This is a genomic window from Pseudomonas sp. H1_D04 (assembly GCF_054683855.1).
Genome location: NZ_CP162826.1, coordinates 1,457,947 through 1,473,784, shown reverse-complemented (window position 1 = coordinate 1,473,784; position 15,838 = coordinate 1,457,947). Strand labels below are relative to the sequence as shown.

Sequence of the window (15,838 nt, the reverse complement as noted above, 5' to 3'; positions counted from 1 at the left end):
GTGGCAGCTCCACTTTCCTAAGGAGCTTCACAATGATTAAGCCCACCCCAAATCCCCCCGTCCGGCTCTTCACCGTGGCCGATGGCATCAGCACCGAAGACCTGTTGGTCAACCTCAGCGGAACACTCGCCTCGGCTAACGCGCTGAGTTGTGACTTGGCGTTTGATCTGGAAGGTCGAAAACGAGAGGAGTTGCTGGGCGTTGCGCAGTTGATTGAGCTGGCGCAGTTGTTGGCTGATCGTGTACACAGCGGCGTTGGGCAGGTGTCCGCCGCAAGCAGCTAACAATGCAGTTCAAAATGTGGGAGGGGGCTTGCTCCCGATTGCGGTGTGTCAGTCACTGATTTATTGGCTGATCTACTGCAATCGGGAGCAAGCCCCCTCCCGCATTTGAACTGCGTTATTCAGGGAGAGTGGATTGCCTGCAGTGCCGCCGCCACCGTTGGGAACTCCCTGTCCACCGCCGCCAATACCGGCCGCTTCAACACCAACACCGGCACTCCACGCTCGCGCGCCACTTCCAACTTCGGCTCGGTGGCCGTGCTGCCACTGTTTTTGCTGATCAGCACATCAATCCCACGCCGTTCAAACAACACCCGCTCGTCTTCAATCAAAAACGGTCCACGGGCGCCGATCACTTCACACCGCTCATTGCCCGGATACACATCCAGCGCGCGCAGCGTCCAGAACTGGTCGGCGGGGATTTCATCAAGATGCTGCAACGGCTCGCGGCCCAAAGTGAACAGCGGGCGCTTGAAGGGTTTCAACGCCGTAATCAACTCGGCCCAATCACTGACCTCACGCCAATCGTCACCGGCCTGCGGTTGCCACGCCGGGCGACGTAATGCCCAGCACGGCACACCGCACACCTTTGCCGCCTCGGCGGCATTGCGGCTGATCTGCGCCGCATACGGATGGGTCGCGTCGAGGATCAGGCTGATCTGTTCGTCGCGAACAAATTGCGCCAATCCTTCGGCGCCGCCATAACCGCCGACACGCACTTGGCAGGTGAGATCCGTTGGCACACGGCCCACGCCCGCCAGGCTGTAGATATGCTCCGGGCCCAACGTGCGAGCGATGGCGAGCGCTTCGGTCACGCCACCCAACAGCAGAATCCGTTTCATCGCGGCTTGACCACTTCCAGCAAGGTGATCGGAAGCGCCTGCCGCCACGTATCGAATTCACCCAGCGGCTGGGCCTGAGCGACGTGGATGCGCGTCAGTTCGCCGCCATGTTGAGCGCGCCAGTTCATCAGGGTCATTTCACTTTGCAGGGTCACGGCGTTGGCGACGAGCCGACCGCCGGGGCGCAGGTGTTGCCAGCAGGTGTCGAGCACGCCGTCGCGGGTGACACCGCCGCCGATGAAGATGGCGTCCGGTGCCTCCAGACCATGCAAGGCGTCCGGCGCTTTGCCGCGAATCAGTTGCAGACCCGGCACGCCGAGGGCGTCGCGGTTGTGTTCTATCAGGCCCTGGCGGCCTGCGTCGGCTTCAATCGCCAATGCGCGGCAGCTCGGGTGAGCGCGCATCCATTCGATACCGATGGAGCCGCTGCCCGCGCCCACGTCCCACAGCAGTTCGCCGGGCATCGGGGCGAGGCGGGCGAGGGTCATGGCGCGCACATCGCGTTTGGTCAGTTGGCCGTCGTGGTGGAAGGCGGAATCGGGCAGGCCAGCGATGCGCGACAGGCGCGGTGTGTCGCTGCAGGCCAGGCAGTCGATGGCGATCAGGTTCAAATCAGCGACGCGCGCGTGTTGCCAATCATCAGCCAAGCCATCGATGCGCCGCTCGTCGACACCGCCCAGGTGTTCAAACACGCTCAACCGGCTGGGCCCAAACCCGGACTCAGCCAGCAACGAAGCAATCAACGCAGGACTGCTGCCGTCATTGCTCAACACCAGCAACCGCACCCCCGTGGCCAGATGCGCATTGATCGCCGCCAACGGTCGGGCCACCACGGATAACGTCACCACTTCCTGCAACGGCCAGCCCAGCCGCGCTGCCGCCAACGACACCGACGACGGCGCCGGTAAAATCAGCAGTTCTTCAGCCGCGACCTGCCGCGCCAGACTGGCCCCCACGCCATAGAACATCGGATCGCCGCTGGCCAGCACACACACAGGCGTACCGCGCTGCGTCAGCACCGGCTCAAGGGAAAACGGGCTCGGCCACACTTGGCGCTCGCCGCGAATACACACCGGCAACAGGTCCAACTGGCGCTGAGCACCTATAATCCGCGTGGCGCGCAGCAGGGCATGCCGGGCATTTCTGCCCAGGCCCTTGAAGCCGTCTTCACCGATGCCTACAACCGTCAGCCAGGGCGACATATCCATTCCTTGAGCGACATCCGACGGGCAGGCTTTTCATGCCGCCGGACAAAGCAGGCATAATACCGCGCCTTTACCTGTGAACCGGTAGCCCCGTGAACCCAACGCCCGCTCTGAATACCTTGCGCCCCTCGGCTTGTCCGGGGTTGCTGCGTATCGTCCAGGCCTTGGATGGCGGTATCTGCCGGATCAAATTGGCCGGTGGTTCGATCACCTCAGCACAAGCCGACGCTGTGGCGGATGCCGCCCAGGCCTATGCCAGCGGGGTGATCGAGGCGACCAACCGCGCCAATCTGCAAATACGCGGGATCGGCGCCGAGCAGGATGCGCTGATTGCCACACTGCTGGCCGCAGGCCTCGGCCCGAGCAACGCCGCCGGTGACGATGTGCGCAATCTGATGCTCAGCCCCAGCGCCGGCATCGACCCGCAGATGCTGTTCGACACCCGCCCGCTGGCCGAGCAGATCCTCGCCACCCTGCAAAACCACCCGCGTTTCCATGAGTTGTCGGCCAAGTTCGCCGTGCAGTTGGACGGCGGTGAGGATCTGGCGATGCTCGAACATCATCACGATCTGTGGCTGTCGGCGTTCCTACGCGATGGCGAGACGCTGCTCGCGTTCGGTCTGGCCGGCTGTCCGGGCCTGGATGCGCCATTGGCAGCTGTGCCATTGGATCAGGGCCACGCGCTGGTGGTGGCCGTGCTGGAAGCCTTTCTCGACCTGGCCACCCCAGAACAAACACGCATGCGCCATTTGCCTGTGGATAACTTACTGAGCCATCTGCGCCTGCCGCTGCTGCCGATCGATGGCTTCAAACGCCCGCCCAGTGGCGCTTTACTGCACCTTGGCACTTATCCACAGCCTCAAAAAAATCAGTTCTATGTCGCTGCTATCGCGCCCTTGGGTCGCCTGGATTCGACGATGCTCAAGGGCGCCGCACAACTCGCCCGCGACTATGGCGACGGCACCTTGCGCTTCACCCCCTGGCAAGGCGTGCTGTTGCCCAACGTCGAAAAACCTCACGCCGTGACCGAGCGCTTGGCGCAGTTGGGCTTTCTTTGCACCATCGACCAACCGCTGGCGCGCCTGACCGCCTGCACCGGTTCCAGCGGCTGCGCCAAGGCCCTGGCCGATACCAAGGCCGATGCCCTGCAACTGGCTGCGCAGCAACTCGACCATGACGTGCACCTGACCGGCTGCCCGCGCTCCTGCGCCGCCGCGCACACTGCGCCGGTCACCTTGCTGGCGGTGAGCCCCGGCCACTACGACCTCTATTTTCGCGATGCAGCCCACCCAGGTTTCGGCCGGCTGCACGCGCGCACTCTTTCCATTGAAGCGGCGAGCGCCCTGTTGCGCGCTCGTCCACGGAGCAACACCGATGATTGATTACATCCGCGACGGTCAGGAGATCTATCGCAACTCCTTCGCCATTATTCGCGCGGAAGCCAAGTTGGACCGTATCCCGGCTGATTTGGAAAAACTCGCGGTGCGGGTGATTCATGCCTGCGGCATGGTCGACGCCATCGACGGCCTGCAATTCTCCGAAGGCGCCGGCAAGGCCGGGCGCGATGCGCTGGCCGCTGGCGCGCCGATTCTGTGTGATGCGCGGATGGTCTCCGAAGGCGTGACCCGCGCGCGCCTGCCGGCCAACAACGAGGTGATCTGCACCCTGCGCGATGACAGCGTGCCGCAGCTGGCGCGCGAGCTGGGCAACACCCGTTCCGCCGCTGCCCTGGAGCTGTGGCGCCCGCACCTGGAAGGCAGCGTGGTGGTGATCGGCAACGCGCCGACCGCGTTGTTCTACCTGCTGGAAATGCTCGACGCCGGCGCACCGAAACCGGCGTTGATCCTCGGTTTCCCCGTGGGTTTTGTCGGTGCTGCCGAATCCAAGGCGATGCTGGCCGCTGACAGCCGTGGTGTGCCGTTCGTGATCATGCAAGGCCGCCTGGGCGGCAGCGCCATGGCCGCTGCGGCGGTCAATGCACTCGCCACGGAGGTCGAATAATGCAGGCACGCGGACGTTTGATCGGCCTGGGCGTCGGCCCCGGCGACCCGGAGCTGATCACCCTCAAGGCCCTGCGCCTGCTGCGTGAATCGCCAGTGGTGGCGTACTTCGTCGCCAAGGGCAAGAAGGGCAACGCGTTCGGCATCATCGAGGACCACTTGGTGCCGCAACAGACCCTGATGCCGCTGGTGTACCCGGTGACCACCGAGGTACTGCCGGCGCCGCTGTCCTACGAGCAAGTGATCAGCGATTTCTACGACACCGCCAGCATCGACGTGGCCGCGCACCTGGACGCCGGCCGCGATGTGGCGGTGATCTGCGAAGGCGATCCGTTCTTCTACGGTTCCTACATGTACCTGCACGACCGTTTGGCCGAGCGCTACGAAGCGCAGGTCATTCCGGGGGTGTGCTCGATGCTCGGTGGCGCGTCCGTGCTGGGCGCGCCGTTGGTGTACCGCAACCAGAGCCTGTCGGTGCTCTCGGGTGTGCTGCCCCATGAAGACCTCAAGCGCCGCCTGGCGGATGCCGACGCGGCGGTGATCATGAAACTGGGCCGCAACTTCCCCAAGGTGCGCCAAGTGTTGGAAGAACTCGGCCTGGCCGAGCGCGCGTTGTATGTGGAGCGCGCCACCATGGCCAACCAGAAAATCGTGCCACTGGATCAGGTTGACCCGTCGTCCTCACCGTACTTCTCGCTGATCATCGTGCCCGGTGAACGGTGGCAAGGGTGATGAATCCGGCAATTGTCATCCTCGGCCAGGGCAGCCTGGCGACCGCGCGCAAGATCCAGCAGGTGTACCCCGGCGCAGTGATCCACGGCTTGGCCGGACGGGTTGAAGGTGCGGACCAGGCTTACAGCGAATTCGGCGCCACCTTGCGTCAGTTGTATCAGCAAGGCACGCCGCTGATTGCCCTGTGCGCGGCCGGTATCGTGATCCGCACTCTGGCGCCGCTGCTGCTGGAAAAAGGCGAAGAACCTGCCGTGCTGGCCGTGGCGGAAGATGGCAGCGCCGTGGTGCCGTTGCTCGGTGGCCTGGGCGGTGTGAACGTGATGGCGCGGGACATCGCGGCCGCACTCAACGTGGCGGCTGCGATCACCACCAGTGGCGAGCTGCGTTTCGGCACTTGTTTGCTCAACCCACCTGCGGGTTATGAACTGGCGGATCTGGAGCTGGGCAAGCGCTTCGTGTCCGACCTGCTGGCCGGCGAACGCGTGCGTATCGAAGGCGCGGCGCCGTGGCTGGATCAAGCGAATTTGCCGCAAGACCAGCAAGCGCGTTTGGCGATTCACGTGGGCACTGCCGAGCGCGTGCCGGCGGCCAATGAATTGCTGATCTATCCGAAGACGGTATCTGTCACCTGCAAGCCGGGTGCGGATTTGGCTGCGCGAGTGCGAGCGGCGTTGCATGATGCCGGCATCGCCGTGCAATCCCTGGCGTGCCTGCTGGCCAGCGACACGCAGATGGCCGAGGCGTCGCTGCATGAAGCCGCATCGGCATTGGGAGTGCCGTTGCGTTTCACCAACGTTATCCAGGATGCCGACATCGTGATTGACGTTGCCGAGCAGCCGTTAGACCTGTCGCGCGTTGGCCGCCCGCGTGGCCGCCTTGCCGTGATCGGCCTGGGCCCCGGCGCCGCCGAATTGATGGTGCCGGCGGTGAAAGCCGAACTGGCACGTTGCAGCGATGTGCTGGGCTATGAAACCTACGTGCGCATGGCCGGGCCATTTCGCGACGACCAGGTTCAGCACTGCACCGACAATCGCGAAGAAATGCAGCGCGCGCGCCATGCCTTCGAGCTGGCCGCTCAAGGGCGTTCGGTGGTGGTGGTGTCGTCCGGTGACCCTGGCGTGTTCGCCATGGCGGCGGCGGTGATCGAGGCGTTGCACGAGTCCAGCGATCCGGCCTGGCATCAGGTCGACCTGGAGATCCTGCCCGGTGTCTCGGCCTCTCTGGCCACCGCAGCTCAGGCGGGTGCGCCGTTGGGTCATGATTTCTGCGTCATGTCGCTGTCGGACAACCTCAAGCCGTGGTCGATCATCGAGAAACGCCTGGATCTGGCTTCCCAGGCCGACCTGGCCCTGGCGTTCTATAACCCGATCTCGCGGTCACGCCCGTGGCAGTTGGGCCGCGCCCTGGAAATCGTCGCGCTGCACCGTACGCCGCAAACACCGGTGGTGCTGGGCCGCGATATCGGCCGGCCGGGCCAGACATTGCGTGTCACCACCCTTGGGCAACTCACGCCTGACCAAGTGGACATGCGCACCATGGTGCTGATCGGCTCGTCCACCACCTGCACATTCCCCCGTGCCGGTGGTGGTGAGTGGGTATATACGCCTCGCTGGTACGGCGAAAAACCCGTCTCCTGAAACGGCCTGTTGGCTGCTGGAAAGCTCCGAATGACGCAGTGATTGTTCTGCTGTTGTTCGGGGCTTTTTCTTTTTTACACGAGGAAAAACCGAGCGCTCACTGGGCCCCCGCGTGATTGCTGGGGTGGGTTGGTTGGCGTGTCTGGCCAAGGGATGTTTGTCGTCTGGAAAGCCCATCGCCCCCTGGACTAGTGTTCAAGCAAGCCCCATGTGGGGTGCTTGTGGAGAACTGAAATGGAGCGACAACACAAAAGGATCAACAGTACGAAAAGGCGCAAGTTGATCGCCGCCTACAAACTGCCGGGTGCGCCGGGCAAGCAGCCGTCCCTGGCGATCAATGCCGAGGATGATTGCAACGCTGCCGTGGTGAACAACAGCGTCATGTCGTTTGCCGAGGGGCTGTCCGGCCTGAGCCGGGAATACATCCGCAAAAGCTATTTGTTGGCCAGCAGCTATGTCAGCGATGTATTGAAGATTCACCGAGGTACCGAGGCCTGGTACGACGAATTTATCAAGGTGATGATCAGCCTGGGTTGGCTGCCGGTGCGCAGCCGTTTCGAGCGGGTCTCACATTCGGGCAAGGGTTTGTCGGTGCAGTTGGCGGCCCTGAATATCATCGCCACGATGCTGGCATCGATGTCGGTTTCGGGGCCATTGATCACGGCGCTGCCTAAACTGGCGGCCGATGCGTTGGAGGCCATGAAGCAACAACCGGCGTCCTTTGAGCTGTTCAAACGCAACAGTACGATGCACCAGGGCGGAGATTTCGGCCTGGCGTCCTGCGTAGAAGCGGACGGCGAATTGACAATGGTGCTGGTGACTTACAGCACTCAGAGCGTGAGTAAGCAGGTGGGGTTGCCGTTCCTTGAATGGGACAGCTCCTCGGTCGAGGCCTTCAGCGGGCAAACCTGCCTGGTGCTGAATACCTCGGTGGTCAACGAAAAAACCATCCAATTGATGCGCGAGAGTGCGGGCGACAAAGTGCAGTTGGCAATTGCCAAGTACCGGATTTAGGGCACCAGATAACCACGCACGCCGGTAAAGATAATTTGCGCGGCGAGGGCGCACACGAACAACCCCATCAACCGGCTGACAATCTGCAAGCCCTGGTCACCGAGAATGCGTTCAATACGGTTGGACAGGTACAGCACCACGCCAACGGTGAAGCTGGCCAGGGCGATGCTGAGGATGGCAGTGATCTTGTCATCCCAATGGGGCTGGCTGACGCCCATCACCAGCAACGCACCGATAGTGCCGGGGCCGACGGTGAGGGGAATGGTCAGCGGCACGATGGTCACGTCCTGCTGCACGTTGTCGGTCTGCACCGCTGACTTGCCTTGGGCCATGCCCAGGGCCGAAATAAACAACACACTGCCGGCACCGATGCGAAACGCATCCACGGTGATGCCGAACACACTGAAAATCACCCGGCCGAACAGATAGAGCAATACGCTCGACACCAGGGTCGCCAGCGCCACTTTCCAGGCCAGGCGTCGGCGTTCTTTGCTGGAGTAGCCACGGGTCAGGCTGATAAAGCAGGACAGCACGAAGAACGGGCTGTAGAGCACCAGCATTTTCAGGTAGACGCTGAATAACACGTGGAGCATGGGGAGTGGCTCGCGGCAGGAAAAGTGGGGGAGAGTCTATCAGGCGATAGGCTTCAAATGTGGGAGGGGGCTTGCTCCCGATGGCGGTGTAACAGTCAGATTACCTGTCACTGAACCCCCGCCATCGGGGGCAAGCCCCCACCTACATTGGCATTGCATTCCAGATCATGAAACCGTGCTGTGTTCCGCCCGCTGCTGACGCTGTGCCACCCAAAACTCCACCAGTTCACGCAGCTGCGACAATTCCACCGGCTTGGCCATATGCCCATCCATCCCTGCCTGGCGTGCGCGTTCTTTGTGTTCCGAGAGGATATGCGCCGTGAGCGCCACTACCGGTGTGCGAATGCGCTGGTGGCTGACTTCCCACGCACGCAGCTGCTGGGTGGCCGAGAAGCCATCGAGGACCGGCATTTCACAGTCCATCAACACCAGGTCGTAGCGCTGGGCCTTCATCGCTTCCAGCGCTTCTTCGCCGTTGCTGGCGGTGTCCGGGTTGAGGTTGAGTTTGCCGAGCATGCCGCGAATCACTTTGGTTGAGATGCTGTTGTCTTCGGCCACCAGGATTTTGAAATCGCTCGGTACGATCACCGCAGCCGGGGCATTCAACACTGGGCGAGGCTGCACGCCGCCTTTGCTGCGTTGAGTCAGTTCATCGGCCAGGGTGGTCTTGAGCGTGTAGCCGGCGACCGGCTTGGCGAGGATGCGTTTGATCCCACAGTTGCGCGCGATGACCTTGCTTGGCGCGTTGCTGATGCCGGTGAGCATAATCAGCAGAATGTCGTGATTCAGGCTCGGGTCTTCCTTGATCTTCGCCGCCAGTTGCATGCCGGTCATGCCGGGCATGTTCTGGTCCAGCAGTACCACGTCGAAGTAATCACGCAGGTGCGCCTTGGTGCGCAGCAATGCCAGGGCTTCCTTGCCCGATGGCACCGCGCTGACGTTCAGGCCCCAGGCCGTGCACTGCTGCACCAGCACTTTGCGGCAGGTGTCGTTGTCGTCCACCACCAACACGCGTGCGCCCTTGAGCGGGCCATCGAGGTCGGAGGTAGGGTGTTCCAGGCGTTCCGGGTCCAGCGGCAGGGTCAGCCACAATGTGCTGCCTTGATGGCTGCCACTCTTGATGCCGAACTCGCCGTTCATCAGCATGATCAGTTGGCGTGCGATCACCAGGCCCAAGTGGCCGCTCAGGCGAGTGGCCGAGAGGAAGTTCTTGCTGTGCAGTTCGCTGTGCAGCAGCGCGTCGCGCTCGGCGGCCTCCATCGGCAGGCCGCTGTCCTGCACGGCAATGCGCAGGCGTGGCTTGGTGCTGCGGTCGTCCAGGGCAACGACGATCAGCACTTCGCCTTCATCGGTCTTGTGCAGGGCGTTTTCCAGCAGGCTCAGCAGCGCCTGGCGCAGGCGTGTGGGGTCACCGCTGATGACGCGCGGCACTTGGGGCTGGATAAAGCTGATCAACTCGACATTCTGCTGCTCGGCCTTGGCGCGGAAGATGCTCAGGCAGTCATCAATCAGGGCATTGAGATCGAACTGCACGTCATCCAACTCGATCTGGCCGGATTCGAGCTTAGAGATATCGAGGATTTCGTTGATCAGTGTGAGCAACTCGTTGCCGGCGCTGTGGATGGTCTGCACGTAGTCGCGCTGCTTCACCGACAACGGCGTGCCCAGCAGCAACTCGGTCATGCCCAGCACGCCGTTCATGGGGGTACGGATTTCGTGGCTGATCTTGGCCAGGAACTCGGCCTTGGCGGCAATCTCGGCGTTGCTGGCGGCCAGGTCGCGACTGAGGCTGAAGCGAGCCTCAACAATCGCGCGCTGGCGCTCGCCCATGGCCAGGCTCATCAACAGACCGCTGAGGCAGATGAACGCCAGCAGCGTGATGATCAACCCCTGAGGCGACACCATCGTCAGGCCCAGCAACGCGGGGAGGATGATCAGCGTGCCGATGTTGAACACCACCATGCCGGCTACGAACAAGCGTGCCGGGCGGTAGCCTTTCTGCCAGTGATATGACGAGACAAACAGCATGCTCAGGCCCGCCAGCGCCACCAGCGCGTAGGTCATGATGTTCAGCGGCAGGGTGTTGACGAACAACAACAGCAGGCCACACAGCACGATAAACAGGATATCGGCCATCAACAATTTGTTCAGCGGGTGTGGACCCAGGGGCATGAAGAAACGATAGGCGAACATCAGCCCGCACGGTGCGGTCAGCAGCAGGGCCAGGTAGGCGCCAGGGGTCTGAATCCCGTGCCAATTCGGCAGCCATGGGCCCACCAGGTTGAGCAGCAGCGCCAGGCTGAGCATCAACAACAGTTCGGATGCTGCCAGCCATAGACTGCTGCGCGAGCGGTGGTAAGCGAAGCGTGTGAGGTTGTGCAGGATCAGCATCAACAGACAGCCGAACAGCAGGCCGTAGATCAGCGTCTGGGTCTGGTCGGCTGCGACCAGCACGGCCGGTTCCAGGGTGATATAGGGGCGAAGTTCGTGTTCCGACACCAGACGTAGGTAGACCTCAAGAGGTTTCTGGCTCTGGGGCATCGGTAGCATGAAGTCGCTGCTGGGTAACGGGCGTTCCGACTGGGGCTGGCGGGTGCCGGTGCTTTGTTGCTCGACCAGTGTGTCGCCGTCCAGCACGTAGAGGCTCAGGTGCGACAGGTCCGGAGCGAATATCCGCAGCACTTGTTCGTGCTTGCCGGGTTGCAGCTTGAACCGCACCCACAACGCACCGTCCGGCTGCGCAGCAGTAACGCGGTCCAGTTCGATGGGGCTGAATTGATTGGTGTAGCGGGGCGAACGGATGTCGCTCAGTTGCAGGTCGGCCTGTTCATCAAGCAATACTGCCCAGCCACTGCCTTGCGCGGCGGCCTGGGCCGGGAGCAAGCAGAGCAGCGTCAGCAGACTGACAGTGAAACCTATGGCGATCCTGAGCCAGCGCACGGCGAAATCCCTTCGTAGGTTGATGCACGGTTAACTATGCGCGGGGCAGCCTTATACGGCAAGGGCCTTGGGCCCTTGCCTAACCGAACGGATAGCTAGTGTTACTGGGTTTCGCCACGCTCGCGGGCAATGGCGCGGTAGCCGATGTCCGTGCGATAGAAGCAACCTTTCCAGTCGATCTTCTTGGCCAGTGCATAAGCCTGTTGCTGCGCAGCGTCGACACTGGCACCCATTGCCGTGGCGCACAGTACACGGCCACCGGCGGTCACAACCTTGCCATCCTTGAGCGCGGTGCCCGCATGGAACACCTTGCCTTCCAGCACAGCGGCAGCGTCGAGGCCTTCAATCACATCGCCCTTGGCGTAGTCGGCAGGGTAACCGCCGGCCGCCAGCACAATGCCAACGCTCGGGCGTGGATCCCATTGTGCTTCAACCTTGTCCAGGGCTTGAGCCAGGGCGGCTTCCACCAGCAGCACCAGGCTCGATTGCAGGCGCAGCATCACCGGTTGGGTTTCCGGATCGCCGAAGCGGCAGTTGAACTCGATGACTTTCGGGTTACCGGCCTTGTCGATCATCAGACCGGCGTAGAGGAAACCGGTGTAGACATTGCCTTCATCGGCCATGCCACGTACGGTCGGCCAGATCACCAGGTCCATCACGCGTTGATGCACTTCGCTGGTGACCACCGGGGCAGGGGAGTAGGCGCCCATGCCGCCGGTGTTTGGACCGCTGTCGCCGTCGCCGACGCGCTTGTGATCCTGGCTGGTGGCCATCGGCAGTACGTTCTTGCCATCGACCATCACGATAAAGCTGGCTTCTTCGCCGTCGAGGAATTCCTCGATGACAACGCGCGAACCGGCGTCACCAAAGGCATTACCGGCGAGCATGTCGCGCACGGCGTCTTCGGCTTCCTGCAGGGTCATGGCGACAATCACGCCTTTACCGGCGGCCAGGCCATCGGCCTTGATCACGATTGGCGCACCTTTTTCACGCAGGTAAGCCAGGGCCGGCTCGATCTCGGTGAAGTTCTGGTAGTCGGCGGTCGGGATTTTGTGGCGTGCCAGGAAATCCTTGGTGAAAGCCTTGGAACCTTCCAACTGGGCAGCGCCAGCGGTAGGGCCGAAGCAGTCCAGGCCACGGCTGCGGAACAGGTCCACAACACCGGCGACCAGAGGGACTTCCGGACCGACGATGGTCAGGGAGACGTTTTTCTCGGCGAAGTCGGCCAGTTGCTCAAGGGCCAGCACGTCGATGGCGACGTTTTCGCACTTGGCTTCAATGGCGGTACCGGCGTTGCCGGGTGCTACGAAAACTTTCTGGACACGTGGGTCCTGGGCAACTTTCCAGGCCAGGGCGTGTTCACGGCCACCGCTGCCAATGATCAAAACATTCATTTCAAAAACCTCTGTGAAACGCTGTGCTTTCTGTAGGAGCGAGGGTGACGCTTAGTTCTTGCTCGCGAAGATCGTCAACGATAACGGGGGGCATCTGACTCCCCATGGCGTTCTCGGGCTTTTCGCGAGCAAGAACTAGGCGTCCCGCTCGCTCCTACAGTAGGAAAGCAGTGGTGTTTAGTGACGGAAGTGGCGCATGCCGGTGAAGACCATGGCGATTCCAGCTTCATCAGCAGCGGCGATAACCTCTGCGTCGCGCATCGAGCCGCCCGGTTGGATAACGGCGGTTACGCCGGCCTTGGCTGCATTGTCCAAGCCGTCACGGAACGGGAAGAACGCATCGGATGCCATCACCGAACCTACAACCTGCAAACCAGCGTGCTCAGCCTTGATCGCGGCGATACGCGCCGAGTTCACGCGGCTCATCTGGCCGGCGCCGACACCGATGGTCTGACGGTTCTTGGCGTAGACGATGGCGTTGGATTTAACGTATTTGGCGACTTTCCAGGCGAAGATCAGGTCGTTGATCTCTTGCTCGGTGGGGGCGCGCTTGGTCACCACTTTCAGGTCTTCGCTGCCGATCATGCCGATGTCGCGGCTCTGTACCAGCAAGCCGCCATTGACGCGCTTGTAGTCCCAGGCTGCGGCGCGGTCAGCCGACCACTCACCGCAGGCCAACAGACGCACGTTAGCTTTGGCAGCCACAATGGCGCGGGCTTCTTCGCTGACGGAAGGGGCGATGATGACTTCAACGAACTGACGCTCGACGATGGCCTTGGCGGTCTCGGCGTCCAGTTCACGGTTGAAGGCAATGATGCCGCCGAACGCCGACTCGGTGTCGGTGGCGTAGGCCAGTTCGTACGCCTGGCGGATGCCGCCTTCCGCGTCCGGGCTCACGGCCACGCCACATGGGTTGGCGTGCTTGACGATCACGCAGGCCGGCTTGACGAAGCTCTTCACGCATTCCAGCGCGGCGTCTGTGTCGGCTACGTTGTTGTAGGACAGTTCTTTGCCTTGCAGTTGGGTCGCAGTGGCGATGCCCACTTCGGCAGGTTTGGCTTCCACGTAGAACGCCGCGCTCTGGTGCGGGTTCTCGCCGTAGCGCATTTCCTGGGCCTTGATGAACTGGCTGTTGAAGGTGCGCGGGAACTGGCTGCGGCCTTCTGTGCTCAAGGTCTCGGCGGCCTGGTTCACGGTGCCCATGTAGTTGGCGATCATGCCGTCGTAGGCGGCGGTGTGTTCGAACGCCTTGAGCATCAGGTCGAAGCGCTGGGCGTAGGTCAGGCCGCCGGCTTTCAGGCTTTCCAGTACTTGGGCGTAGTCACCGGCGTTCACCACGATGGCCACGTCTTTGTGGTTCTTGGCTGCCGAACGAACCATGGTCGGGCCGCCGATATCGATGTTCTCGATGGCGGTCGGCAGGTCGCAGCCTGGCTTGTTGATGGTGGCTTCGAACGGGTAGAGGTTAACCGCTACCAGGTCAATCGGCTTGATGCCGTGCTCGGTCATGATGGCGTCGTCGATGCCGCGACGGCCGAGGATGCCGCCGTGGATTTTCGGATGCAGGGTCTTGACCCGACCGTCCATCATTTCTGCGAAACCGGTGTAGTCCGCGACTTCTACCGCGGCCACGCCGTTGTCCTGCAGCAGTTTGAAGGTCCCGCCTGTGGAGAGGATTTCCACGCCCAGGGCTTCCAGCTCCCGGGCAAATTCGAGGATCCCGGTCTTGTCGGAGACACTGATCAAGGCGCGGCGGATCGGCAGGCGGGTAGTCTGGTCGGTCATTTCAATTTCCATCAAAAGCAAAGGAGTCAGCAAAAAAGGCGACCGGTTTTACGCGGGCGCCTTTCTGGTTGGATTGAATGCTTACAGCAAATCGTATTGTTTGAGCTTTTTACGCAGGGTGCCACGGTTGAGGCCCAGCAGCTCACTGGCTTTGGTCTGGTTGCCCTTGACGTAGTTCATCACGCATTCGAGCAAGGGCGCCTCGACTTCGGAGAGCACCAGGTTGTACACGTCCGTGACGGAAGCGCCCTCAAGGTGGGCGAAATAATTATGCAGCGCCTTCTCGACACTCCCGCGAAGGGTCTGGCCTTCTTCGCTCGGCGTGTTGAGGTGCTGTTTTAAATTGACGTTGTCGCTCACGGGTGTTGTTCCACTCACTAAAGTCTCGGTCATCATCGTCATGCGGCCACCCCTTCTCCGTCCCCTGCTCTCAGGCTCTTGTCTCGCTCGGCAAAAAACTCACGAACGGCGGTGACCTGTGCTTGCGTTTCATCCAAACGATTGAACCCGGCGCGAAACTCCCTGGCGCCCGGCAGGGTTGCGAGATACCAACCCACATGCTTGCGAGCAATGCGCACGCCCATCACGTCTCCATAGAAGGTGTGAAGTGCAGCCAGATGCTCAAGCAGAATACGTTCCACCTCGACCAACTCCGGCGCAGGCAAGACTTCACCGGTACGCAGAAAATGTTCGATCTCACGAAAAATCCATGGACGCCCCTGGGCGGCCCGGCCAATCAACAAACCATCGGCACCGGTGGCGTGCAGCACGCGCTGGGCTTTTTCGGCTGAGTCGATGTCGCCATTGGCAAACACGGGCATCGACACTGCCTGCTTGATTGCGGCAATGGTGTCGTACTCGGCTTCACCGGTGTATAGATCGGCGCGTGTGCGGCCATGCACTGCCAGCGCTGTAATGCCTGCCTGTTCGGCGATCTTCGCCACCGTCAGGCCGTTTTTGTTGTCCCGGTCCCAGCCGGTACGAATCTTCAGGGTTACCGGCACATCCACTGCGGCGACAACGGCCTGCAGGATCTCGGCAACCAACTGCTCATCTTTCAATAGTGCGGAACCGGCGGCCTTGTTGCAGACCTTCTTGGCCGGGCAGCCCATGTTGATGTCGATAATCTGTGCGCCCAACTCCACATTGGCTCGGGCCGCATCCGCCAGCATCTGCGCATCACCGCCGGCGATCTGTACCGAGCGGGGCTCGGGATCACCTTCGTGGATCATGCGCATCCGCGATTTGCGGGTGTTCCACAAGCTCATGTCGCTGGTGACCATTTCCGAGACTACAAGACCCGCGCCCAAACGCTTGCACAGCTGACGAAAGGGCTGGTCGGTGACGCCCGCCATTGGGGCGAGGATCAAGCCGTTCTGCAATGTATATGGGCCGATGCGTACCGCCGACATAGG

14 protein-coding genes are annotated in these 15,838 nt (G+C 61.9%); 6 read left to right on the top strand and 8 right to left on the bottom strand.

Annotation, left to right across the window (positions count from 1 at the left end; translation table 11 throughout):
- Positions 1-32 precede the first annotated feature (32 nt).
- Positions 33-284 (top strand): DUF6124 family protein, encoded by a 252-nt coding sequence (locus AB4N82_RS06900; protein ID WP_122764177.1) that lies wholly within the window; start codon positions 33-35, stop codon positions 282-284.
- 119 nt (positions 285-403) lie between these two features.
- On the opposite strand, the gene AB4N82_RS06895 is transcribed toward AB4N82_RS06900, so the two are convergent.
- Both AB4N82_RS06895 and AB4N82_RS06890 read right to left on the bottom strand, forming a co-directional pair.
- Positions 404-1,123: a cobalt-precorrin-6A reductase gene (locus tag AB4N82_RS06895; RefSeq protein WP_122764176.1), complete on the bottom strand. Its 720-nt coding sequence runs from the start codon at positions 1,121-1,123 to the stop codon at positions 404-406.
- The gene (locus tag AB4N82_RS06890; protein WP_032890604.1) at positions 1,120-2,325 is read right to left on the bottom strand and encodes a bifunctional cobalt-precorrin-7 (C(5))-methyltransferase/cobalt-precorrin-6B (C(15))-methyltransferase; all 1,206 of its coding nucleotides are present in this window, start codon (positions 2,323-2,325) and stop codon (positions 1,120-1,122) included. The genes AB4N82_RS06895 and AB4N82_RS06890 overlap by 4 nt, the downstream gene beginning before the upstream one ends.
- Before the next feature lie 95 nt (positions 2,326-2,420).
- On the opposite strand from AB4N82_RS06890, the gene cobG reads away from it, so the two are divergent.
- The 5 genes from cobG to AB4N82_RS06865 all read left to right on the top strand — a co-directional run bounded on the left by cobG (position 2,421) and on the right by AB4N82_RS06865 (position 7,711).
- Positions 2,421-3,710, top strand: coding sequence for a precorrin-3B synthase (gene cobG / locus AB4N82_RS06885; protein ID WP_277419704.1), 1,290 nt, complete (start codon positions 2,421-2,423; stop codon positions 3,708-3,710).
- Positions 3,703-4,329 (top strand): precorrin-8X methylmutase, encoded by a 627-nt coding sequence (locus AB4N82_RS06880; protein ID WP_032890608.1) that lies wholly within the window; start codon positions 3,703-3,705, stop codon positions 4,327-4,329. The genes cobG and AB4N82_RS06880 overlap by 8 nt, the downstream gene beginning before the upstream one ends.
- Entirely contained in the window at positions 4,329-5,060 is a 732-nt protein-coding gene (locus AB4N82_RS06875; protein ID WP_122764174.1) for a precorrin-2 C(20)-methyltransferase, read from the top strand. The genes AB4N82_RS06880 and AB4N82_RS06875 overlap by 1 nt, the downstream gene beginning before the upstream one ends.
- Complete coding sequence (cobJ, locus tag AB4N82_RS06870; RefSeq protein WP_122764173.1) at positions 5,060-6,697, top strand: precorrin-3B C(17)-methyltransferase; 1,638 nt, start codon at positions 5,060-5,062, stop codon at positions 6,695-6,697. Before AB4N82_RS06875 ends, cobJ begins: the two co-directional genes overlap by 1 nt.
- A 234-nt stretch (positions 6,698-6,931) precedes the next feature.
- Positions 6,932-7,711 (top strand): hypothetical protein, encoded by a 780-nt coding sequence (locus AB4N82_RS06865; RefSeq protein WP_122764172.1) that lies wholly within the window; start codon positions 6,932-6,934, stop codon positions 7,709-7,711.
- Here the strand turns inward: AB4N82_RS06865 and AB4N82_RS06860 are convergent.
- From AB4N82_RS06860 to dusB, 6 genes are all read right to left on the bottom strand, one after another.
- Entirely contained in the window at positions 7,708-8,304 is a 597-nt protein-coding gene (locus AB4N82_RS06860; RefSeq protein WP_032890615.1) for a MarC family protein, read from the bottom strand. The genes AB4N82_RS06865 and AB4N82_RS06860 overlap by 4 nt on opposite strands.
- Positions 8,305-8,469: 165 nt before the next feature.
- Positions 8,470-11,244 carry a hybrid sensor histidine kinase/response regulator gene (locus tag AB4N82_RS06855; RefSeq protein WP_032890617.1) on the bottom strand — a complete coding sequence of 925 codons (2,775 nt, stop codon included), beginning with the start codon at positions 11,242-11,244 and terminating at the stop codon, positions 8,470-8,472.
- 101 nt (positions 11,245-11,345) lie between these two features.
- Positions 11,346-12,638, bottom strand: a complete 1,293-nt coding sequence (gene purD / locus AB4N82_RS06850) for a phosphoribosylamine--glycine ligase (RefSeq protein WP_032890619.1) — start codon at positions 12,636-12,638, stop codon at positions 11,346-11,348.
- Positions 12,639-12,815: 177 nt separating this feature from the next.
- On the bottom strand, positions 12,816-14,423 hold the full coding sequence (purH, locus tag AB4N82_RS06845; RefSeq protein WP_032890621.1) for a bifunctional phosphoribosylaminoimidazolecarboxamide formyltransferase/IMP cyclohydrolase: 1,608 nt from the start codon (positions 14,421-14,423) through the stop codon (positions 12,816-12,818).
- An 81-nt stretch (positions 14,424-14,504) separates the two neighbouring features.
- Positions 14,505-14,825 (bottom strand): DNA-binding transcriptional regulator Fis, encoded by a 321-nt coding sequence (gene fis, locus AB4N82_RS06840; RefSeq protein WP_032890623.1) that lies wholly within the window; start codon positions 14,823-14,825, stop codon positions 14,505-14,507.
- Entirely contained in the window at positions 14,822-15,835 is a 1,014-nt protein-coding gene (dusB, locus tag AB4N82_RS06835; RefSeq protein ID WP_122764171.1) for a tRNA dihydrouridine synthase DusB, read from the bottom strand. The genes fis and dusB overlap by 4 nt, the downstream gene beginning before the upstream one ends.
- Positions 15,836-15,838: the final 3 nt, after the last annotated feature.